Origin of the sequence: Sphingobium sp. Ant17 (assembly GCF_000588875.1) — a bacterium.
Classification (GTDB): Bacteria; Pseudomonadota; Alphaproteobacteria; order Sphingomonadales; family Sphingomonadaceae; genus Sphingobium.
The window spans coordinates 45,227-65,370 of record NZ_JEMV01000025.1 but is presented as its reverse complement, the minus strand read 5'-3'; the positions used below and the strand labels follow the sequence as shown (position 1 = coordinate 65,370).

17 protein-coding genes and 2 pseudogenes are annotated in these 20,144 nt (G+C 59.5%); 6 read left to right on the top strand and 13 right to left on the bottom strand.

The window, feature by feature from the left end; genetic code table 11:
• Positions 1-18: 18 nt before the first annotated feature.
• From BF95_RS12770 to BF95_RS12760, 3 genes and pseudogenes are all read right to left on the bottom strand, one after another.
• Positions 19-693: an isochorismatase family protein gene (locus BF95_RS12770; RefSeq protein WP_043151760.1), complete on the bottom strand. Its 675-nt coding sequence runs from the start codon at positions 691-693 to the stop codon at positions 19-21.
• Between the two features lie 55 nt (positions 694-748).
• Positions 749-1,471 carry an alpha/beta hydrolase gene (locus BF95_RS12765; protein ID WP_051520005.1) on the bottom strand — a complete coding sequence of 241 codons (723 nt, stop codon included), beginning with the start codon at positions 1,469-1,471 and terminating at the stop codon, positions 749-751.
• 89 nt (positions 1,472-1,560) lie between these two features.
• A pseudogene (locus tag BF95_RS12760) lies at positions 1,561-2,531 on the bottom strand (alpha/beta fold hydrolase).
• A gap of 500 nt (positions 2,532-3,031) precedes the next feature.
• Here BF95_RS12760 and BF95_RS31060 point away from each other — a divergent pair.
• Entirely contained in the window at positions 3,032-3,136 is a 105-nt protein-coding gene (locus BF95_RS31060; protein WP_200866962.1) for a GntR family transcriptional regulator, read from the top strand.
• A 586-nt stretch (positions 3,137-3,722) separates the two neighbouring features.
• Here BF95_RS31060 and BF95_RS12750 read toward each other — a convergent pair.
• From BF95_RS12750 to BF95_RS29195, 9 genes and pseudogenes are all read right to left on the bottom strand, one after another.
• On the bottom strand, positions 3,723-5,045 hold the full coding sequence (locus tag BF95_RS12750) for an NAD(P)/FAD-dependent oxidoreductase (protein WP_043151788.1): 1,323 nt from the start codon (positions 5,043-5,045) through the stop codon (positions 3,723-3,725).
• A 132-nt stretch (positions 5,046-5,177) separates the two neighbouring features.
• The gene (locus BF95_RS12745) at positions 5,178-6,584 is read right to left on the bottom strand and encodes an aldehyde dehydrogenase family protein (RefSeq protein WP_051520007.1); all 1,407 of its coding nucleotides are present in this window, start codon (positions 6,582-6,584) and stop codon (positions 5,178-5,180) included.
• An 80-nt stretch (positions 6,585-6,664) separates the two neighbouring features.
• Entirely contained in the window at positions 6,665-7,942 is a 1,278-nt protein-coding gene (locus tag BF95_RS12740) for an NAD(P)/FAD-dependent oxidoreductase (protein WP_043151758.1), read from the bottom strand.
• A gap of 10 nt (positions 7,943-7,952) precedes the next feature.
• On the bottom strand, positions 7,953-8,855 hold the full coding sequence (locus tag BF95_RS12735; RefSeq protein ID WP_051520004.1) for a GNAT family N-acetyltransferase: 903 nt from the start codon (positions 8,853-8,855) through the stop codon (positions 7,953-7,955).
• The gene (locus BF95_RS30705; protein ID WP_327195457.1) at positions 8,837-9,055 is read right to left on the bottom strand and encodes a hypothetical protein; all 219 of its coding nucleotides are present in this window, start codon (positions 9,053-9,055) and stop codon (positions 8,837-8,839) included. The genes BF95_RS12735 and BF95_RS30705 overlap by 19 nt, the downstream gene beginning before the upstream one ends.
• 32 nt (positions 9,056-9,087) lie before the next feature.
• The gene (locus BF95_RS12730; RefSeq protein WP_327195456.1) at positions 9,088-10,053 is read right to left on the bottom strand and encodes a DUF1624 domain-containing protein; all 966 of its coding nucleotides are present in this window, start codon (positions 10,051-10,053) and stop codon (positions 9,088-9,090) included.
• 25 nt (positions 10,054-10,078) lie between these two features.
• Positions 10,079-10,495 carry a RidA family protein gene (locus tag BF95_RS12725; RefSeq protein WP_051520003.1) on the bottom strand — a complete coding sequence of 139 codons (417 nt, stop codon included), beginning with the start codon at positions 10,493-10,495 and terminating at the stop codon, positions 10,079-10,081.
• Positions 10,489-10,899: a hypothetical protein gene (locus BF95_RS29200; RefSeq protein ID WP_235209733.1), complete on the bottom strand. Its 411-nt coding sequence runs from the start codon at positions 10,897-10,899 to the stop codon at positions 10,489-10,491. The genes BF95_RS12725 and BF95_RS29200 overlap by 7 nt, the downstream gene beginning before the upstream one ends.
• A 66-nt stretch (positions 10,900-10,965) precedes the next feature.
• Positions 10,966-11,570 (bottom strand): annotated as a pseudogene (locus BF95_RS29195) (alanine racemase); the annotation flags it as partial.
• Between the two features lie 200 nt (positions 11,571-11,770).
• Here BF95_RS29195 and BF95_RS12715 point away from each other — a divergent pair.
• On the top strand, positions 11,771-12,688 hold the full coding sequence (locus BF95_RS12715; RefSeq protein ID WP_043151756.1) for a LysR family transcriptional regulator: 918 nt from the start codon (positions 11,771-11,773) through the stop codon (positions 12,686-12,688).
• A gap of 268 nt (positions 12,689-12,956) precedes the next feature.
• Here the strand turns inward: BF95_RS12715 and BF95_RS12710 are convergent, their stop codons facing one another.
• The gene (locus BF95_RS12710) at positions 12,957-13,991 is read right to left on the bottom strand and encodes a LacI family DNA-binding transcriptional regulator (RefSeq protein WP_161774296.1); all 1,035 of its coding nucleotides are present in this window, start codon (positions 13,989-13,991) and stop codon (positions 12,957-12,959) included.
• 260 nt (positions 13,992-14,251) lie between these two features.
• Between BF95_RS12710 and BF95_RS29190 the strand changes: the two genes are divergently transcribed.
• The 4 genes from BF95_RS29190 (at position 14,252) to BF95_RS12695 (ending at position 20,115) form a co-directional block, all read left to right on the top strand.
• On the top strand, positions 14,252-14,809 hold the full coding sequence (locus BF95_RS29190) for a TonB-dependent receptor plug domain-containing protein (protein ID WP_235209731.1): 558 nt from the start codon (positions 14,252-14,254) through the stop codon (positions 14,807-14,809).
• Positions 14,725-16,641: a TonB-dependent receptor gene (locus tag BF95_RS12705; RefSeq protein WP_235209730.1), complete on the top strand. Its 1,917-nt coding sequence runs from the start codon at positions 14,725-14,727 to the stop codon at positions 16,639-16,641. The genes BF95_RS29190 and BF95_RS12705 overlap by 85 nt, the downstream gene beginning before the upstream one ends.
• 73 nt (positions 16,642-16,714) lie before the next feature.
• A complete protein-coding gene (locus BF95_RS12700; RefSeq protein ID WP_235209729.1) occupies positions 16,715-18,409 on the top strand; it encodes an arylsulfatase in 1,695 nt (564 codons plus the stop codon).
• Positions 18,406-20,115: a glycoside hydrolase family 3 protein gene (locus BF95_RS12695; protein ID WP_051520000.1), complete on the top strand. Its 1,710-nt coding sequence runs from the start codon at positions 18,406-18,408 to the stop codon at positions 20,113-20,115. Before BF95_RS12700 ends, BF95_RS12695 begins: the two co-directional genes overlap by 4 nt.
• The last annotated feature ends 29 nt before the right edge of the window (positions 20,116-20,144 follow it).

Sequence of the window (20,144 nt, the reverse complement as noted above, 5' to 3'; positions counted from 1 at the left end):
CCGGGCGCAGGAACGGCGTCAATTGGTCTGTCTGGCTGCTTGCTGCGCACGGGCATAACTCTCCGCGACGGCGGCATAATTGGGTGCCACCAGCCCGTAGAGCACGCCAAGTTCAGCGGCTTCCGCGCGCGCCCAGGTCCGGTGCAATTCCGAAAGCAGCGCATTGGTGGTCGTCGGGATGACGCCGCCCTGGACAAAGCGGGCCAGCGACGTGCGCGATGCCATTTCGCTCGGATCGCCCGAGGCATCGATTGCCGCGTAGACATTATAGCCCGCAGCACGCGCATCCAAAGCCGGGAACATCACACAGACGCTGGTCCAGACGCCCGCCATGACCAGAGTCCTTCGCCCTGTGTTTTCGACGGTGTCGACGAAATCCTGATTGTCCCAAGCGTTCACTTCGCCCTTGCGCGCGACGTAGACCGAATGCGGTGCATAAAGCTCGATTTCGGGCATCAGCGGGCCGTTGGTGCCGTTGGGCTCTGACGCAGTTGTGATAACCGGGATCTTCAGCAATGTCGCAAGCTTGGCGATCATTTCGACATTGCGCCGCAAGTCGGCGACGGGGATATCCTTGACGGTCTGGAACAGCCCCGATTGATGGTCGAGCAAGAGGATGACCGTATCGGCTGGGTCGAGCAGGGCTACACCGCCGCCAGTGGGAAGAACGCTGCTTTTCGTCGTGGTGGTCATGATGGATCTCCTTCGAAAAGTGCACCTGCCGCCGAGGTGCGATGGGATCGTCGGTTCAAAGCATAGCCGCAGCCCTGGCAATGAATTCAGCGACTTGGGCAGGCTTCGACAGCATCACCGCGTGGCTTACTTCGATCTCGGTGACGGCCGCTCCAGCGCGTTCTGCCATCATGCGCTGTGCGCGAGGCGGGATCATCCGATCGAGCGATGCTACCATATACGCCGAAGGCTTGGTCTTCCATGCAGGATCGTCGACTGGGGCAACGACAGCCTCCATGCCCCAGGGCTGTTGCGCAGCCGCAAGGAATCGCGTCGTGTCGGCATCGACATCGGCGGCAAAGGCTTGCGCAAAGCCAGCGGGATCGACGATCAGCGTGCCGTCGGCCCCAGGCACGACCGGCGGAGCAACTTCACCCGCCTCGAGGGGTGCCGAAGTCAGGACGCCGATCGACTCTCCCATATCGGGCACAAAGGCTGCGACATAGGCCAATGCTGCGACCTTGGCGTCGTTTCCAGCCGCCGTGATGACCGCACCGCCGTAACTGTGACCCACCAGCACGACCGGGTTCCTGGCGGCGGCGATCGCCTGCTTCACCACCGCGATGTCGCCAGATAGCGTCTGCGTCGGGTGTTGCGTGACCAGCACCTCGAACCCGCGACGGACGAGATCGGTATAGACCCCCTGCCAGCCGGAGGCATCAACGAACGCCCCATGGACGAGGACAATGGATCGAGATTGCGCGGCTCTGCCTGCGTCGCTGATTTGCGCATTTGTCATGAGGTGTCCTTTCCGGAGCGATACCAATAGGAGACGGCTGACCCCGGCCCGAGGGAGTCAAGCGGCCGGCATCTCGACTTCGCGGCGCGTCAGGAGCAGATCTTGCGATCAAGGAAATCGCGGATAAGTGGGGCCATCACATTGAGCCTGTCCTCGAGCGCAAAGTGACCGCTATCGAGAATGTGCATCTCCGCCTTGGGCAGATCGCGCAGGTAGGGATGCGCACCGGCTTCCGGAAAAATATAGTCGTTCTTGCCCCAGACGATCAGCGTCGGCGGCTGATATTGGCGGAAGAACGCCTGGAACTGTGGGTATAACGGGATGTTGCTGCCGTAATCGCGGAACATATCGAGTTGAATGTCGCTGTTGCCGGAACGATTGAGGAGTGCCTGGTCCACGATCCAGTTATCCGGCTGATCCGCGCCACATCCCCCATGCCGTCGGTGTATTGGAACTTGGTGGTTTCCAGCGTGAGCAGCTTTTCCAGCGCCTTGCGGCGTTCGGGCGTGTTCTCGGCCCAATAGGCCTTGATCGGGTCCCAGAATTCCTTGAGGCCTTCGTCATAAGCATTGCCGTTCTGGACGATCAGCGACTGCACTTTGTTGGGATGCTTCAGGGCAAGGCGGTATCCGATCGGCGCTCCGTAATCCATAACGTAGAGGCTGTACTTGTCGGCACCAACCACACGCGTGAGCTTTTCAACCACGTCGGCCATCCTGGCGAATGTGTAGGAAAAGGATTTGTGGTCCGGGGCATCGCTTTGTCCGTATCCGGGGTAATCGGGGGCGATCACACGATAGCGATCTGCCAACAACGGAATGAGATTGCGATACTGGTGTGAGGAGGTTGGGAAGCCGTGCAGAAGCAGCACGACCGGCGCATCCTTGGGGCCGGCTTCACGATAGAAGACCTTCACGCCGTCAATCATGGCAGACCTGTAGTGGATGACGGGAACCGCATGGGCAGCGAGAATGGGCTTGTTTGGCGCGCATTGCGCAAAGCCGGTCGCTGGGGTGGCGAGGGTCAGCAGCGCGAGCGCATTGGTGAGGGGACGTTTCATCATGGTCCTTGCCTTTCGAGCTTGGGTGCCGATGAACATCAGCGCCGCGGCATTCGAGCTATCATCAGATCGGCTAGGGACTGCGATAAATAGGGGTAAATTGTTGGAAAATTCTCGCTATATCTTTCGATTTGTTTGTCTTCTGGGCCAAAAGTGATGCTGCATCCGCCCGAACCTTTGTCAGTACCATGAAACCAGCGTACACTAAGGACCTACTCACGGGCGGTGAGACTGACCTCCGTGAATGAAAGGACCGTATGGATTTATGAGCGTAGCATCTGATGTATCGACATTTGCAGCCACTGGAATGTCCGTTCGACACATATCGTGCCATCCAGACGGTTCACAATAGCCTTTGGTCCGGTCATTGCGCCTTTTGCGGCGGCGGCTATAGCTTGGACGTTCCATTCGGAGCGCAGTTCATGGCATCGTCCCCGTCCACTAAGCCCAGTTTCGTCCCTATCAAGACGCGGCGCGCATTCAAGGTGATATGCTAACAGATCCGCGAGCAACTGGCGGCAGGCACGCTCAAGGCCGGGGACAAACTGCCGGCAGAGCGCAAACTGGCAGTCGAATTTCAGGTCAGTCGGAGCGGGCTGCGCTAGGCTTTGCGCAGTCTGGAGGTCGCGGGGATCATCCGCAATGTGAAAGGGGCGAAGGGCGGGGCGTTCGTGCAGACGGCGGAACCGGACCCGATCGTGCAGGCGATGCAGGATATCATCGTCCGGCTGGCGTGCGCGCGCTACAGAACCCGGGCTGACGCAGGGGCTGGCCAAGCTGGAGCGGCAGTTTGGCCATACGTTTTTCGAGCGGCGGTCAGGTGGCTGGCGCGGGGGACAAGGCTGGCGGTCAAGGAAATCGTCGCGGTGCTGCCATTGGCGCGGCGGTGTAGGCAGCATGAAATGGCGCGCCAAGCAGGCCGACACTGCTTGATATACTCGTCCATCGTGTTGGAAAGTATCACAAGCGGAATTTCGTCGCGATTTTTGAAAGGCCTGCTGGCACATCCTCATATCGCCCACAGTTTGGAATAGCCTGATATGCGCTATCAGCATCTGCTTAAGGATATTTCACGCACAGACCTTGCAGGTCCGCCGCAAGTATTCCCTGAGGACATCAGCGTTCCATGGCAATCGAAACTGATAAACTTCGGTCAAAGCATAGTCTTGAAATCTGCGATTTGACTAAGGACTACAGTGCGCCGACTTCGATCTTGCTACCGTCCGACCATCGAGACAGCCTGTAGGGGTGAGGGTCGACACTGGGTTTGTCATTGGCGATCAGTTCCGCCGCCAAAAACCCGATGCCCGGGCCAACACCAAAACCATGCCCAGAACAGCCAGCGGCGAGATAGTAGCCGCTAATCCCATCGACGGGCGAAATGACGGGCACCGCATCGGGGGTGGAATCGACATAGGCACCCCAGGCCTCATCGACTTCTATGTCCGCCAGCGCCGGGAAGCGGGCGCGGACATTGGCAAGGATCGCTGCGATAAATTTCGGATCGGGGTTGGGGTCCAACACCCGAATATCGGAAAAGCGGTTGTCTTTGCCCGACCACCAACTGGAAACGGATTCCGGCCCGACAAAGAAGGATTTGCCGACGCCTACCTGCACGGCACGCAGGCGTTTGAGAAACATGGGCATGAATGGCTTGGCAAAGCGCAAGCTCTGCGGCGTGACTTCCAAAGTCGCCTTGCCGCTGATCGTCATGGTGTAGCTGCCGTCCAGCCTGCGGGTGAGCGCGCAGTCGGGAGTATAGAGGACTTCGCCGACATTGGGGGCTGGGCGGGACCGAAGCGCGGTCTGACGGACGCTGGCTTGCGGGAAATGCACGCCCGACGTGTGGCAAAATGCTGACGCCCATGCGCCGGCGGCACACAGAACGGCATTGGTAGCAATATACCCCTTCTCCGTATGAACGCCGCTTACCGACCCATTGGTGATATCCAGAGCATGGGCGGCGCATTGTTGATGGATCGTCGCCCCCAGCGCGCGCGAACCTTCGGCCAGGACCGGGGCGGCCAGGGCAGGTTCGGCCTTGCCGTCGCGCGCGGCGTGGATGCCACCGCGCCATTTGCGCTTGGTTTCGGGGAACGTCTCCGCAGCTTCGCGTGCTGACAACATTCGCGTTTCGACATCAAAAAGCCGCGCGGTTTCCTGCCACTTCTCCCATTCAGCCAGTTGCTTGTCATCATCGCTGGCATAGAGGAGGCCACTCCGGCGAAAGCCCAAATCCTCGCCGATTTCATCGGCCAACTTGTCCCACAGACCCATCGACAGGACCGATAGCGGCATTTCGCGCGCGTCCCGGTTCTGCTGCCTGCACCATCCCCAGTTTCGGCTGGATTGCTCACATCCGACATAGCCCTTTTCCAGCAGCGCTACGGACAGGCCCCGTTTCGCAAGATAGTAGGCCGTTGCCGCGCCGACTATACCGCCTCCGATGATGACGACATCGGCGGCCCGGGGAAGAATATCGTCGCTGGCAATCTTTTTAATTCTGGGTGACATGATGGAGTTCCAGCCTGTATTCGGTACATGCATTGCGGAGGAAGTGGCCTAGCCTTGCCACCAGACATGGTCTGCGAAGGTGTAGCCCATGAACCCACCAAGAGGATTTGGCGACAGCCCCTGCGTCGTCCGTCATGACGGGGCATATCCCAATATAGCCTTCGTCTCGAGGCATTCTTCCAATCCGAACACGCCATATTCGCGGCCGTTGCCCGACTGTTTGTAACCGCCAAATGCCGCATGTGCGTCCCAAGCAGGGTGGTTGATATGCACTTGGCCGGATCGGATGCGCCTTGCGACCCGCCGCGCGCTTTCCAGATCCGCCGACTGGACATGGGCTCCCAGACCATAGACGGTGTCGTTGGCGATCATGATCGCTTCTTCTTCCGTCGCATAGGGAATGATGCATAGAACCGGCCCGAAAATCTCTTCCTGCGCGATGCGCATGTTGGTGGTGACGCCGGAAAATATGGTGGGCCGCGTAAAATAGCCTTCGCTCAATCCTTCGGGACGGCCCGGACCACCGCAGATCAGCTTCGCCCCTTCGTCGATGCCAACGGCGATCATATGCTGTACACGATCAAATTGCGCCCTGTTAGCAACTGGACCCAGGACGGTGTCCTGCGTCATGGGATCGCCCACGACCATGTTTTCCGCATGATGCCGGGCAAGCGTTTCCACTTCTTCCAGCCGATCGGCGGGCACGATCATCCGTGTCGGGGCGCTGCAAGACTGCCCGACATTGCGCAAGGCCGACGCAACGCCCAGCGGCACCACGCGCTCAAAATCGGCATCGGGCAATAAGATATTGGGCGATTTTCCGCCCAACTCCTGCACCACGCGCTTGACCGTCACGGCGGCAGATTGCGCCACCAATATGCCGGCGCGCACCGAGCCGGTGATCGATACCATGTCGACGTCGGGGTGCGAGGCTACGGCCGCGCCGACCTCTTCCCCCGTACCATTGACCAAATTGAAGACACCGGGCGGCGTCCCGGCATCATGCATGATCTGCGCGAACAACAGGGCGCTCAGTGGCGACAATTCGCTCGGCTTTAGAACAACCGTACACCCTGCAGCGATCGCGGGCGCGACTTTGGCGGTGATCTGGTAGAGCGGCCAATTCCAGGGCGTGATCAGGCCGCAGACGCCGATCGGCTCCCGCACGATCGCGGTTGATCCTTGGTGGGCGACGAAGGCATAGTCACTCAGCGCCTCTATCGCCGCCCGGACATGGGCGATCCCGAACGGCACCTGCGCGCTGCGCGCAAAGCTAATGGCGGTGCCCATTTCCGTCGTCATTGCTACCGCTAATTCTTCGGCCCTGACTTCCATGAGGGTCTGCACCCGTTCCAAAAGCGCGCGCCGTTCCTCGACAGAGGTGACCGAAAATGTCGAGAACGCTCGTCGCGCCGCCGCCACGGCATCATCGACATCGGCGGCGGTGCCCAGGGCGAGAGAGCCTATGACCTTTTCCGTCACCGGGCAGACGATCGCGCTGCTTTTGCCCGACGATGATGAGCGCCACTGACCATTGATATAGAATTGACGGTACTCTGGGACGCTCACGGATCTGTCCTTGTGATGCTGTTGAAGATAGGCCCGATATTTGGAATCGTTCAGTGCAAGATGTCCTGCAATTTATAATATGCGCCGACAAACGGCAGGAACCATGTCGGGCCGAAATGTCCGGGAATGGCCGGCCAATCAAAATCGTTCCAAGGGTTGGCCGCGGCGTTGCCGTCCATCACATCTGCCATGACCTGACCCATGTAAGTCGACATCTGTGTGCCGTGGCCACTATAGCCCATGGAATAGAAAAGGCCGTTATGTTCGCCAGCACGCGGCAGGCGGTCGGCTGTCATGTCGACCATCCCGCCCCAGCAATAATCAATACGGACATCGGACATGGTAGGGAATATCTCGATCATCGACCGCTGGAGGACGCTGCCGCTCTTCACGTCCGACTGAGGGTTGGATTTGGCAAAGCGCGCCCGACCGCCGAACAGCAGGCGATTGTCGGGCGTGACACGGAAATAGCTGACGAAATTACGTGTGTCGGTCGCGTTGCGGCGATGCGGTAGCAGGCTGTCCAGCCGCGCTTGCGACAAGGGTTCGGTAACGATCAAAAACGCGCCCACCGGAACGATACGACGGCGGAAATAGGATAGCGGTCCGACAGCGGAGGTGCCCGTCGCAAGGAGCACCTGCTTGGCCGTAACCTGACCCGATGGGGTGGACAGGCTGTGAGCATGACCGTTCAATCGCTTCATGCGTGTGACTGGGCTGTTCTCATGCAGCCGGACACCATGGCGCGCCGCTGCTGTCGCAAGCCCATGGGTGAACTTGCCCATATGCATCGCCGCACTTTTAGGAAAGATCAGGCCGCCGAAATAACGGTCGGTGCCGACTTCCGAGCCCATGTCCTGGCGGGAAACCATATAAGCGTCAGGATCGGCTCCTTGCGCCATCAGTTCCTGCGACCGTGCCAATTTATCATAATGGGCGGGTTTGGCCGCCATCTTGAACTTGCCGACGCGTTTGAAATCGCAGTCTATCGCTTCTTCGCGGATAATGCGTTCAACCGTATCCACGGCTGTGTTGAAGCTTTGGTAGAGGCGTTTGGTGACATCGGCACCAAGGCGGCCGACCATGCCGGCATAATCCTGTGCAAAGCCATTATTGCACATTCCGCCATTGCGCCCGGATGCGCATCCGCCTAGCTGCCCGGCTTCCAGCAAGACGACGCGCGCGCCTTTCTTGGCGAGCGCAATCGAAGCGGAAAGGCCGGTAAAGCCACCGCCTACTACCGCCACATCATAGTCGCCTTCGACCGGTCCATTTTCCGTACCCAGGAAGGTAGGCGCCGTATCGTGCCAATAGGGGGTAAGTTTCATGAGATTTGCCTCAACCGAAAGACTGGCTTGCAAGACCATAGATACGGGCTTGTCCTGCCGCAGGAGGGCGCTGCCCCCGGATCATGGTGGTGACGTGGCCGACTTCCGGCAGGCCCTGCGCCGTTAGCCAGTCGCCAAGGCCGCTGTCGCCGGTGGTATCGACGCGCAGGAATCCGCCTGGCTTTTCTACCATGAAATGACGAATCAGCGATTGGGCATCGCCTGCCGTTGCCGCGACGACAGGCCCGACTGCATGGCCCAAACCAAAGGGGCGACACATTGCGAACCCTTCAATTGAGCCATTACGTTCGATGACTGCAGAGGTGCCAATGCGGTTGAACGATTCGATTAATCTAGTCCGCTCTGCGCCGAAGGCCTGCTCATCCATCTTGGCGATTGCGGGCAGGTCGCCTGCTCGCATATTCCGCACAGGTCCGACCGGGAACGCGGAGAGCACGTCAGGCAATTGGGCCTGATGCTGATGAACGGTGCTGATATCGCTGAACCCGAAGCTTTCGTAGAGGCGATGTCCCTCTTCCGTCGAGTTCAGCAGAAGCGCGCGGTCGCCAGTCGCTTCAAGCATATTTTCCATCAATGCCCGTCCCAGCCCACGGCCCTGCATGGCGGGTGACACGATGATGATTCCACAAGTGGCGAAGGCATCGCCGTAGGACCACCAGAGCGTGGAGGCCACAATCTGGCCATCCACCTCCGCGAGCAGACCCTGACCGAGTTCGAGGGCGAGGCTCCAGTCGTCCCGGCAGTAGGGCCAATGTACCGCCTGCGACAGCGACAGCGCACCGTCGAGATCGCGATCCGTACCCGTCATCGGCCGCACCAGTACGGAAGAGAAGGTGGAAATCGCTCTATCCTTGCTCTGAGCCGTGACGTCGTTCACAAATATCGCAGCCATTTTTTGTCCCTATGGTCGCGCTTATACTGGGCGAACCATTTGGATGGGTAATAGAGCGGCAGGATCAGGGCGACAGACCAGATCCAGACCCAGCCAAACCATTCGACACCGAATGACGGGCCATGGTTCGGCCCCCAGATCAACAGCGCGCCATTATAAAGAGTGCGCAGAACATAAATGTGCAAGATGTAGTAGAACATGGGCGCGCTTCCCAACGCTGCGAGCCATGCCGTCACCTTGCCGTCGTTACGCATTTCGTAAAAGGCAGCAGCACAGCGCCCAGACCTAAAGTAGGTAGCAGGAACAGCAATGAGGGCGGATATTTGGTGAGCGCCAGGAAACTCATCACCGTGCGTACCGTGTCGTCGGTGTAGAACCATGGCTTGTCGCCGTATAGATTAGAGAAGCGCAGCGCGAAGAAGCCCAGAATGAAGGCGAGACCAAGGGTCATAAGACGCCGCCGCCGTTCGGCGGGATCGACGTTCGATGCGAACCAAGGACCGATAGCGTGCCCGAGCAGGATCACCCCGATCCACGGCAGGACCGGATAGGTTGTCTTGGCAACGAAGCCCGCCCCCAGATCAATCGCAGCGCGCTGATGCAGCATCGCCCAAGGCGCAAAGAAGCTGTCGCCAGGCTGAAGAATGATGGAGTCGAGCAGATTGTGGCCGAAAAGGATCACGAGGCCGATGGCAAGCCGTACCCGCGACGGCAGATGTATCAGCCCTGCCAGAACGATCATACAGATGCCGATGGTCCAGATGACCTGCAACCAAAAGATCTTGGGCGGGAAAGTCGTCGACCAAGCAAAGGTGATGAGGGTGACATCCACCACCATCAGGAACAGGCCGCGTTTGATCAGGAATAGCGACGTTTCCGTTTTGCTATGCGTCTGGCCGAAAAGCCATGCGGACAATCCCGTCAAGGCCACGAAGACCGGCGCGCAGATTTGGCTGGTTAACCGCGTGAAGAAAAGCGCGGGATCGACCGTCAGGGCGTTCATCGGGTCTGTGACCTGATGATGAAGGAACCAGGTTTCCCGCACATGGTCGATCAGCATGATGATCATCACCAATCCACGCAGTGCATCAATCGCGAGCAAACGGGTTTTGGCTTTGGCTTGAGCGACCGGTTGCGACAGCGCCTTGGCGGGCGTTCGTCCACTAAATGTTGCGGTTGCCATGGGCGCTTCCTTCACATCGAGTTAAATCAGGCCTGAGAGATCAGCCTGCACAAGCGGCAATGGCGTCAATCTCGACAAGATAGCCGTAATGCAGATGCGGTACGGGGACGACCGACCGGGCCGGGTGAATGTCGCCCAGCATATCGGCATATACCGCATTGAAGCGAGGCCAGTTTTCTATGCCTACGATATAGACGGTCACCTTGAGGAGGTTCTCGACTGAACTGCCAGCCGCCTGCGCGACGGCAAGCATGTTGCGGATCGCGAGGCGCGCCTGATCGTCAAAATCCGCTTCCGGACGGTGGGTGCCATCAGGCTCGATCGGCAACTGGCCGGAGATGTAAGCCAGCCCCGCATGTTTGATGGCCTGCGAATAATGCCCCCCCGCAGCAGGGGCGTTCGCGGTGGTGACCGGTATCGGGGCCGCGCCGGTCGCATTGATTTCCTTCATCACCATCCTCCGAAGCGAGGCCAGACGGCCTCGATCTTGTCGCTTTGCCCCCGAACGACATGATAGCTGTCATGCTGCGCGCCCGTTGCGCAGGCATGGTTGGGCAGAATGCGCAAACGCGTGCCGATCGGCATCTCCGGGAGCGCTGCCGTCGAACCGGGCCGAACCGTGATGATGCCATGCTCCTGGTTTGCTTCGGATAGAATTAGATCGTTCAGAGGCTGGCCGTCTATATCACAGACCAGGCCATAGCCCTGATCGACCGCTTGTTTGGCGGTGCCACGATCGCGCGACATCGCCATCCATCCGGCATCGATCAGTATCCAGCCCTTGTCCGGCTGGTGTCCGATCACGGTGCCCAGCACGGAAACAGCGATATCTTCGATAGCGCAAACCCCGATCCCGGCCATGACCAGATCGAAAAAAACGAACACGCCTGCGCGCACCTCCGTCACGCCGTCCAGCGCTTCGGCGAAATGCGCAGTCGGCGTGGACCCGACACTAACGACCGGACACACGAAGCCGGCTTCCCGCAAAAGAGTAGCAGCCTGAACCGCGGCGGCGCGCTCGCCCTCAGCCGCTGCGCGTATCGCGTCGTCGTCGGTCGCGCTGTAGCTGGCACCCGCATGGGTCAGCACCCCGCGTAGATTGCCACCATTTTCCAGCGCTTGGGCGATGGCGACAAGGAGCGCGCGATCGCCGGGCAGGACGCCCGACCGATGGCCGTCGCAATCGATCTCGATCAGGGCGGAATGATGTCGCCCGCCTGACGCGAGGCTTCAGCGACAGCGTGTGCCTGCTCGACGGTGTCCAGCGTGACCGAAAGATCGACGCCCGATGCGCGAAGGGCGAGAACCCGGTCGATCTTATCAGGGGAAATGCCTACGGCATAAGTCAGGTCGGTCACTCCGGCTAGGGCGAACTGCTCGGCCTCCTTCAGCGTCGAAACCGTCGCCGGCCCGGCGGGAGAAGTCATGACCCGCCGCGCCGCATCGACGGACTTCGCCGTTTTAAGATGTGGCCGCAACTGCACGCCGAGCCGGTCCAGTCGCCCACGCAGCCGCGCAACATTGCTATCCATGCGATCCTGATCAAGGATGAGGCAAGGGGTGCCGACATCCTTGAGCGTTGGGCTGCCGACATCGGCGGCATATCGGGTCATTTCATCCAGCAAGGCTGATTCCGTTTCACTCTTTAGGGGCGTGACAGAGCAGCTAGTCTATGGAAAGTGCACCAGTCTTCAATTAATCAATTCGTCATTTTAAATTAAGGTGAATATTAATGCTTTCGAGCGAGGATTTCCTTTTCTTTGGGGTCATTGCCAGGTCGGGCTCATTGGCGGACGCGTCCCGTCGGCTCAATGTTTCGGCACCGGCCGTGACCCAGCGACTGAAAGCGCTCGAACGGCGGGTCGGTGTGCGGTTGATCGATCGCTCGTTGCGCGGGCTCACCCTGACGGATGAAGGCGAACTCTTGGCGGCCGAAGGCGCGGCGATCGTCGATGCGATCGAACAGCTTGACGAGCGACTGGGCCGAAGATCGACCACGGTCAGAGGAAAGTTGAGGATTGCGGCACCCTATGGCTTCGGCCGGGAATTTGTCGCGGCTGCCGTGAGTGAATTTGTCCAGCTTTATCCAGAAGCCACGGTGGCGCTTGAATTGTCGGACCATCCAGCGTCGCTATCATCCGACAGTTGGGATGTGGTCATCCATATCGGGGCGCTGAATTCAACTAACAGGCTGGTCACGACGTTGGCGCCCAACCGTCGCATCGTCTGCGCATCGCCGACCTACCTTCAGGACAATCCTGCTATCAAAAAGCCTGAAGATTTACAGCATTGCCGCTGTTTGGCATTGAGAGAAAATGATGAAGACGTCACGCTGTGGCGTTTTTCCCGGCCAAAGTGCAGCCCAGAAACGATCCGGATAAAGCCTTTCATGTCGACAAACGACGGCGCCATCATGCGAAGTTGGGCGCTTGCGGGATTGGGTGTGATCATGCGATCGGAATGGGACCTTGCCGATGACTTGGCGTCTGGCAGCCTTGTGCAGATTTTGTCCGATTGGCGGGCGCCTGATGCGGACGTGGTGGCTTTGCTGAGTGCGCGCGATGGCCGCAGTCGGCGCATCACGGCGTTCCTCGAAATCATGCGAGGGCATCTTCATCCTGTGCCATGGCGAGTGCCTGCACAATCCTGACAGTACATCTTCTTGTAAAATCTATAATAATCTAACAACATGCGTGAGCGCGGACTGGTAGGAGACTGTCAGTTCCGCATCTTCCCAATGCCTAGAAACGACAAGAACTGCCTTGCGAACGCCTATAATTGGTGGCGGATCGCCACCATACTTTCATAAGCATCTCGAACTGTCGTCGAAACGGTGCTTCCGTAAAAGGCCACGGCCCACCGCTCTGACTGAAAAAATAAGTCGCGAGCCGCATGCAAACAATCCTTGCAGGCGCTGCCTATCCCTGCGGTGGTGCAGTCGATTCCCGGATGGCAAGCATATAGTCAAGATGCGTCGTGCTCTTGGCCGGAGCGGCACCACCCCGTGCCAGCATGATGCCCAAGGTTGCCGCTTCCGAAGCGATCCTCGCTCCGGGATGGCGCACGGTCGTGAGGGCAGGCCAGATCTTGACCGCGATCGGGGTATCGTCGAACCCTGCGACTGACAGATCATGCGGGATATCAAGCCCCTGACGATGCGCCAGCGATGTGACCGCAGCCGCCACATCGTCATTGCTGGCGAAAATGGCGGTGGGCCGGACGGCCAGGCCAAGCAAGGTCTTGGCGGCATCCAGACCGGAGTCAAAACTCATGTCGCCATCGACAACCAGTTCGGGCCTTATGGCAATCCCGGCGTCGCGTAGCGCAGCCATATAGCCATCCCGCCGTGTCCGGCTGATCAAATGATGCTCGGCCCCGCGAATAAAGCCAATATCCTTGTGCCCCAGGCTGATGAGGTAGCGCGTCATGTCGCGCGCCGCGGCGAAATCATCGATGCGGATACAATATTCGTCGCGCAGGTCATCCCCAGGTGACAAGGCGATGATCGGCACCGGAGTATCGCGCGTCAAGCCATGGCTATTGGCGATCTCGCAATAGGGCGGGGCGATCAGGATGGCATTGGCCCCATTGCTAAGCAGGGTCCGAATGCCTTCGGCCACTTCGCTGGCATCGCCCACTTCCAAAGGCTGCAACAATAATTGTGCGCCCATGCGATTGGTCGTTTCCAGGCTGCCGATCAAAATTGAGCTGAGAAACGCATTTTCGATATTGCGATACATCAGGCCGATACGGGTCATGCCGGACCCAGCCAGCGATTTCGCCGCCGGATTGAGGGAATAGTTGAGCGTCTTGACGGCATCCATCACCGCTTGTCGTGTGCTTTCGCGCACCTTGTGCCGGTTGTTGAGCACATTCGACACGCTCATCGGCGACACGCCTGCGAGGTCGGCCACGGTCTTGATGGTGATCGTCTTGGTCGGCCGTCTGGTCATCGTCTTTCCATACCCATGACCTTCCATAGCTTAACGCGCTTGCCCTTCAATCCTTGAATTGCATAGCCGGATGCACCCTGTGGTGAAAATGCGACAGGCGCGCCCAGAATAAAATGTAGCGCTACATTTTTGTTTGACTCAGGCGACGGGACGGAACATGTACCGCTACAACATCAGTGGGCGCTTCGGGTCGCACAGTCCATTCCAATTCGTTCGCAAGTGTCGGAAATCAATCCGACTGGTATAAAAGGGGAGGTACTATGAAAGCTTCTAAGGTCACTCAGCGTCTGTCCGGCTCGTCCATGATCGGGCTGATCGCGACGCTCGCCGCCGCCCATCTGGCGCCAGCCTATGCTCAGGATGCGGCGACCGCCGCAGTCGAGGGCAATAACGCCAGCACCGACATCGTCGTCACTGCGCAAAAGCGCGCCGAGCGGCTTCAGGATGTCCCCCTCGCGGTCACCGCCGTGTCGGCCGACACGCTATCCAACCGTCAGATCAATGATAGCGCCTCGCTGGTGCAGGCCGTGCCATCGCTGACGTTCCAGCAAGGCGCAACGCCGACCAACAGCAGCTTCCGCATCCGCGGCATCGGCACCGCCCTGTTCGGTCAGGGCGTAGAGGCTTCCGTGTCCACGGTCGTCGATGGTGTCGTCGCTGTGCGCCAGACGCAGGGTTTTACCGACCTTGCGGACATTGAGCGCATCGAAGTGTTGCGCGGCCCGCAGGCACGTTGTTCGGCAAGAATGCTACCGCCGGCGTCATCAGCGTCACGACCGCGCGTCCGTCGCGCGAATTTGAAGGCCGAGGCGAAGTGACCATCGCCGAGCATGACGAATATCGTGCTCGTGGCACCGTGTCCGGCCCGATCAGCGACACGCTGCGCGCCCGCGTCACTGGTTTCTACAATGATGTGCGCGGCGTCGCCCGCAACATCGCCACCGACAGCTGGGATAATGGCTCCAAATCGTGGGGCGTTCGCGGCAAGCTGGAATGGGACGCGACAGAAAATCTCAACCTGTTGTTTACAGGCGAATATCGCAAGACCGACGCCGACTGTTGCGCCTCGACCTGGATCGCGATCAACAACCCCAATCTTCAGACGCTGGTTGGCCCAATCAACGCCACCCGCAACAACCGCACCCTCAATGACGAGACGGTAACCTATTCCAATAGCGAGCAGCAGACCTATTCGCTGCAGGCCGACTGGGATCTGGGCGCGGCGACAATCACCTCGATCACGGCCTATCAGAAATATGATCTGGAAGTGAACCAGCCGATTGAGCGCATCAACAGCACCGTGCCGCTCTTTGTCGGTGCTACCGCAGCCTATGCTGACTGGAGCCGCAATAGCGGCATCGTCGATCTGAGTGCGTTCAGCCAGGAACTGCGCATCGCCAATAACGACAGCGGCGACTTCAACTATGTCGCGGGCGTCTTCTACATGCACTCCGACATCAAGCGGCCGTTCGACCGGCGTCGCGCGCGCTGTACGGCTGGCACCTTTGGCCAGCCCTGCGCGCCTGGCAACACCATCTACCAGTCTTCGGCGAGCAATATTCGTCTGAAGCAGGACAGCGTTGCTGCCTTTGGTCAGGTCGAATATCGTATTGTCGGTGGCCTGAAGGCGATCGGTGGCCTGCGCGTACAATATGAAAAGGGTACCAATAGCGGCAGCCGTATTTCGCCCCTCGTTCCGGGTGACGCGGTCCTGCCGGGCAACGCGCCCGTCAGCGGCTCGATCACGGCCGACGACACGGCCGTCACCGGCAAAGCGGGCCTGCAATATGAATTCAGCCGCGACGCGCAGGTTTATGCCAGTTATACCCGTGGCTATAAGGGTCTCGGATATGAAATGGAGATCGGAGCCAATCTCGCCAATCAAAGCGTGCTTGAGCCCGAGCACGTCAACGCCTATGAAATCGGCTTCAAGGGCCGCACGTCAGATGGCGTCTTGAGCGTCAGCACCGCGCTGTTCCTGGCAGATTACTCCAACCTTCAGGTTCAGGCCAATCGGTCGGACCTAGCCGCCGGTGTGGTGCAGTTCGTTTCGACCAATGCAGGCAAATCACAGACCAAGGGTTTTGAAATCGAAGCAACCGTGCGTCCCGATGACAATTTCAGCCTGACGGGCGCCGTGACCTATTCGGATGCCACCATCGACATTGATGGCCTCAACTGTCCGCAGCAGTTCAACGCTGGCGCTCCGGTTCTGTCGGGCATGCCCACGAACATCTGCTATCGCTCCGCGCCGGGTGTCACGCCAACCCAGAATCTGCGTGGCGCGACGCTGCCGGTCAGCCCACGTTGGAAGATCAGCTTCGCCCCCCGCTATGAAGCGGATATCGCAGGGACGGACTTTGCCGGCTTCGCGCAGGTTGGCGTCAATTTCCAGAGCGCGATGAACTTCTCGGTCGAGCAGGATCCGCTGCTGGAACAGCCCGCCTATACGTTGGTCGATGCCAGCATCGGCGTGAAGCAGATCGATGGCCGCTACAGCCTGACCCTGTTCGTCAAAAATCTGTTTGACGAAAACTATCTGACCAGCATCGGCCACACCTCGTTTCTGGGCGGCAATACCGACCTGGTCGGCACCTTCAACAAGGATGCGGATCGGTACTTCGGGGCCACCCTCGGCGTGAAGTTCTGATCGAAAGGCGCGGCGGCGAGTTGCCGCCGCGTCACCGTTCTTGGTGGGAGCTGGACCGATGAAGAAATGCCTGTTGTTGACAGCATCCATGCTCGCTGCGGGACTGGGTCTGTCCGGCGCCAGTGCCGCGCCCAAAGCGGCACCGGTGGCAAAACCCAATATCGTTCTGATCGTTCTTGATGATGTTGGCTTTTCCGATCTGGGTGCTTTTGGCTCCGAAATCCGTACACCCAATATCGATGCGCTCGCTGCAGCAGGGCTGCGGTACAACCGGTTCGACAGCAAAGCGGTTTGCACGCCGACCCGCGCGGCCTTGCTGACGGGCCGTAACAACCAGACGGTGCGGATGGCGGACCTGCCGACCAATCAACGCACCGACGACATGACCCGCGACCGTGGCGAAATCGCGCATAATGCGCAGATGCTGCCCCAGGCACTCAAAGCGGCGGGCTATCGCACCTATGGTGTGGGCAAATGGCATCTTGGTCCCGAATATGAGGACGGAAAGCCCGGCAACAATGCCTCCTGGCCGCTCCAGCGCGGGTTCGACCAATTTTATGGCTTTTATCTGGGTTGGACCGATCAATATCGCCCGGACCTCATCGAAGGGAATGAGAAGCTGCCCAAGCCCGACAAACCGGGCTATCATTTCTCTACCGATATGGCGGACCAGGCCATTGCTAATATTGACGACGCAGCGGGCAATCCCTTCTTCCTATTCTTTTCCATGGGCGCGGCCCATGCGCCGCTCCAGGTGCCACGCGCCTATATAGACCGCTATCGCGGCGTTTATGAAAAGGGTTGGGACGCGATCCGCGCCGAACGCTTTGCGCGGATGAAGAAGATCGGCATCATTCCGGCCGACACCGCCATCACCCCCCGTGCCGCCAGCGATCGCCCATGGGATGCGCTAAGCGCTGACGAAAAGGCCGTATTCGCACGCTATATGGCGACCTATGCCGGCTTCATCGATCATGCCGACGAACAGATCGGGCGGGTGGTGCAACGGCTCAAGGATAAGGGCCAGTATGACAATACCATCATCATGCTCATTTCGGACAATGGCGCTGCAGCCGAAGCCGGACAAATGGGCGGCTTTGAAACCATGTATCGGCAGACCAAATTGAGCTTTGCCGAGCAGCGGGCGCGGATCGACGATATCGGTACGGTCAAGCTGCACTCCGAATATCCCCAGCCCTGGGCCTGGGCAGGCGGCACGCCCTTTCGCCGCTACAAATCCTGGCCCTATGCCGGAGGCGTTCGCACGCCCATGATCGTTTCCTGGCCTTCCGTCATTCGCGATAGCGGAGCAGTGAGGACGCAATTTGTCGACACGATCGACCTTGCCCCCACTTTGCTCGACGCGGCGGGGACCAGCTTCGCCCGGACGGTCGATGGCGATGCGCAAATTCCCGTTGCCGGGCGATCGATCCGCAACACCTTTCGGGATGAAGCGGCGAAAACACGCGCGGTCCAATATTTCGAATTGCGCGGCCAGCGTGCGATCACGTCGGGCAATTGGCGCGCGGTCGCGATGCACAAATACGGCACCGATTTCGCCAAGGATAAGTGGGAATTGTTCAATATTTCGAAGGATTATTCTGAAAGCACGGACCTTGCTGCGCGTTATCCCGCCAAGCTCGAAGAGATGAAGGCGCTGTGGTGGCGCGAAGCGCGCAAATATAGCACCCCGCCGCTCGGCGAGCCCCTCGAAATCTTCGCCAAGCGCGGGCGCTATGTTGACGCTTTTCCCGAAACGCCCAAATGAATTCTCGCCTTGAAACCCTATCGTCCAGTTGCGTTCAGCGTGCAGGCCCCCTGGCCTTGTCGCCGGAGGATGCACGCTGGGTCGAACGCACGCGCGATGCCCTGAGCGTCGAGGCGCAGATCGCGCAGTTGTTCATCCTGTCCTCGCGTCATGATAGCGTGGCGGAAACCGACGAACTGCTCGCGCACGCGCCCGGCGGTGTCCATCGCTTCCCGACCCGCAATCTGGACGACGCCTGGGCGGCGGCCCGCGATGCGCTGGACCGGTCTGAAGTCCCGCTGATCCTGTCGGGCGATATCGAAGGAGGCACCGTCAGCTACCCCTTCACCACGGCCATTCCCAACCAGATGGGTATCGCCGCCTGCGACGATATGGAGCTGAGCACCCAACTCGCCACAATCGTCGGCCAGGAAAGCCGCGCGCTCGGCTATAACTGGTCGTTCACCCCGGTGGTCGATATCAACCGCGCGTTCCGCAATCCGATCGTCGGCACACGCTCCTATGGCTCCGATCCCGAGCGCATTCTGGACCAGGCAAAAGCCTATATCCGCGCATTGCAGGCGCAGGGCGTCGCTGCCTGCGCCAAACATTGGCCGGGCGATGGACTGGACGATCGCGACCAGCATCTGGTCACCAGCGTCAACGACATGGACCTCGCGGAATGGGAAGCGACCTTTGGCCGCATCTTCCGGTCTCTGATCGACGATGGCGTGATGACGATCATGTCGGCCCACATCGCTCTGCCTGCCTATGTACGGGACAAGTTGCCGCGCGCGGGCGCACAAGCCTTCGAGCCGGCGTCCGTGTCCCGTCTGCTGAACGAAGAACTGTTGCGGGGGCAGCTTGGCTTTGACGGACTGATCGTCTCCGATGCCACCGTGATGGGCGGCCTGACGAGCTGGATGGCGCGGGCTGAAGCCGTACCCGCCATCATTGAAAATGGCTGTGACATGTTCCTGTTCAGCCGCGATCCGGCGCAGGACATGGCGCTGATGCTGAAGGGATTACGCGAAGGCCGCCTGTCGGAGCGTCGCCTACATGAAGCGGTCACCCGCTGCCTGTCGCTTAAGGCGAAGCTCGGCCTGCACCGCATGACCCTCGATGAACGCATCGCGCCTCTTGCCCAGGTGCGCGAAGCGCTGCGTCGTCCCGACCATTTGGATGTCGCCCGACGCGCCGTTGCGGACAGCCTGACCCTCGTAAAGGACCGCGACACGCTGTTGCCGATTAGCCCTGTGCATCATCAGCGCGTCGTTGTGATATCGGATGAAGGAACGAGCTTTTTTGCAGGCGCGCCCGATCGCGACTTTACACCGCTCGTACAAGGTCTGGAAGAGCGCGGCTTTAACGTCCGCAATTTCGATCCCGATGCCATGCCGACACCCGAGGACACGGATCTCGTCCTCTATCTCATTGGTCAGGAAGCAACGCCAGGGCTCAGCCATATATTCCTCGACTTCGCCAAGCTGCACGCCGGGCCGCGCAACGCGATGATCCAGTATAATCAGGAAATTCCCACATTGCTCGTCTCCTTCGGCCAGCCCTATTATCTCTATGACGCGCCGAACTTCTCCACCTATATCAATGCATACGCTTCGCTGTCCGATGTTCAGACAGCGTTGGTCGAACGGTTGGTAGGGGAGGCCCCCTTTACCGGGGTCAGCCCGGTCGACGCGTTTTGCGGGAAGGCGCAGTTACGATGGTAGGCTTGGGCAAATGGCTGGCGGCGTCCGTC

Excerpts from the sequence above, each read along its gene's own strand:
- BF95_RS12770 (WP_043151760.1), bottom strand. The coding sequence starts at position 693 with ATGACCACCACGACGAAAAGCAGCGTTCTTCCCACTGGCGGCGGTGTA.
- BF95_RS12765 (WP_051520005.1), bottom strand. The coding sequence starts at position 1,471 with ATGACAAATGCGCAAATCAGCGACGCAGGCAGAGCCGCGCAATCTCGA.
- BF95_RS12750 (WP_043151788.1), bottom strand. The coding sequence starts at position 5,045 with ATGTCACCCAGAATTAAAAAGATTGCCAGCGACGATATTCTTCCCCGG.
- BF95_RS12740 (WP_043151758.1), bottom strand. The coding sequence starts at position 7,942 with ATGAAACTTACCCCCTATTGGCACGATACGGCGCCTACCTTCCTGGGT.
- BF95_RS12735 (WP_051520004.1), bottom strand. The coding sequence starts at position 8,855 with ATGGCTGCGATATTTGTGAACGACGTCACGGCTCAGAGCAAGGATAGA.
- BF95_RS30705 (WP_327195457.1), bottom strand. The coding sequence starts at position 9,055 with ATGTTCTACTACATCTTGCACATTTATGTTCTGCGCACTCTTTATAAT.
- BF95_RS12725 (WP_051520003.1), bottom strand. The coding sequence starts at position 10,495 with ATGGTGATGAAGGAAATCAATGCGACCGGCGCGGCCCCGATACCGGTC.
- BF95_RS29200 (WP_235209733.1), bottom strand. The coding sequence starts at position 10,899 with ATGGCCGGGATCGGGGTTTGCGCTATCGAAGATATCGCTGTTTCCGTG.
- BF95_RS12715 (WP_043151756.1), top strand. The coding sequence starts at position 11,771 with ATGCTTTCGAGCGAGGATTTCCTTTTCTTTGGGGTCATTGCCAGGTCG.
- BF95_RS12710 (WP_161774296.1), bottom strand. The coding sequence starts at position 13,991 with ATGACCAGACGGCCGACCAAGACGATCACCATCAAGACCGTGGCCGAC.
- BF95_RS29190 (WP_235209731.1), top strand. The coding sequence starts at position 14,252 with ATGAAAGCTTCTAAGGTCACTCAGCGTCTGTCCGGCTCGTCCATGATC.
- BF95_RS12695 (WP_051520000.1), top strand. The coding sequence starts at position 18,406 with ATGAATTCTCGCCTTGAAACCCTATCGTCCAGTTGCGTTCAGCGTGCA.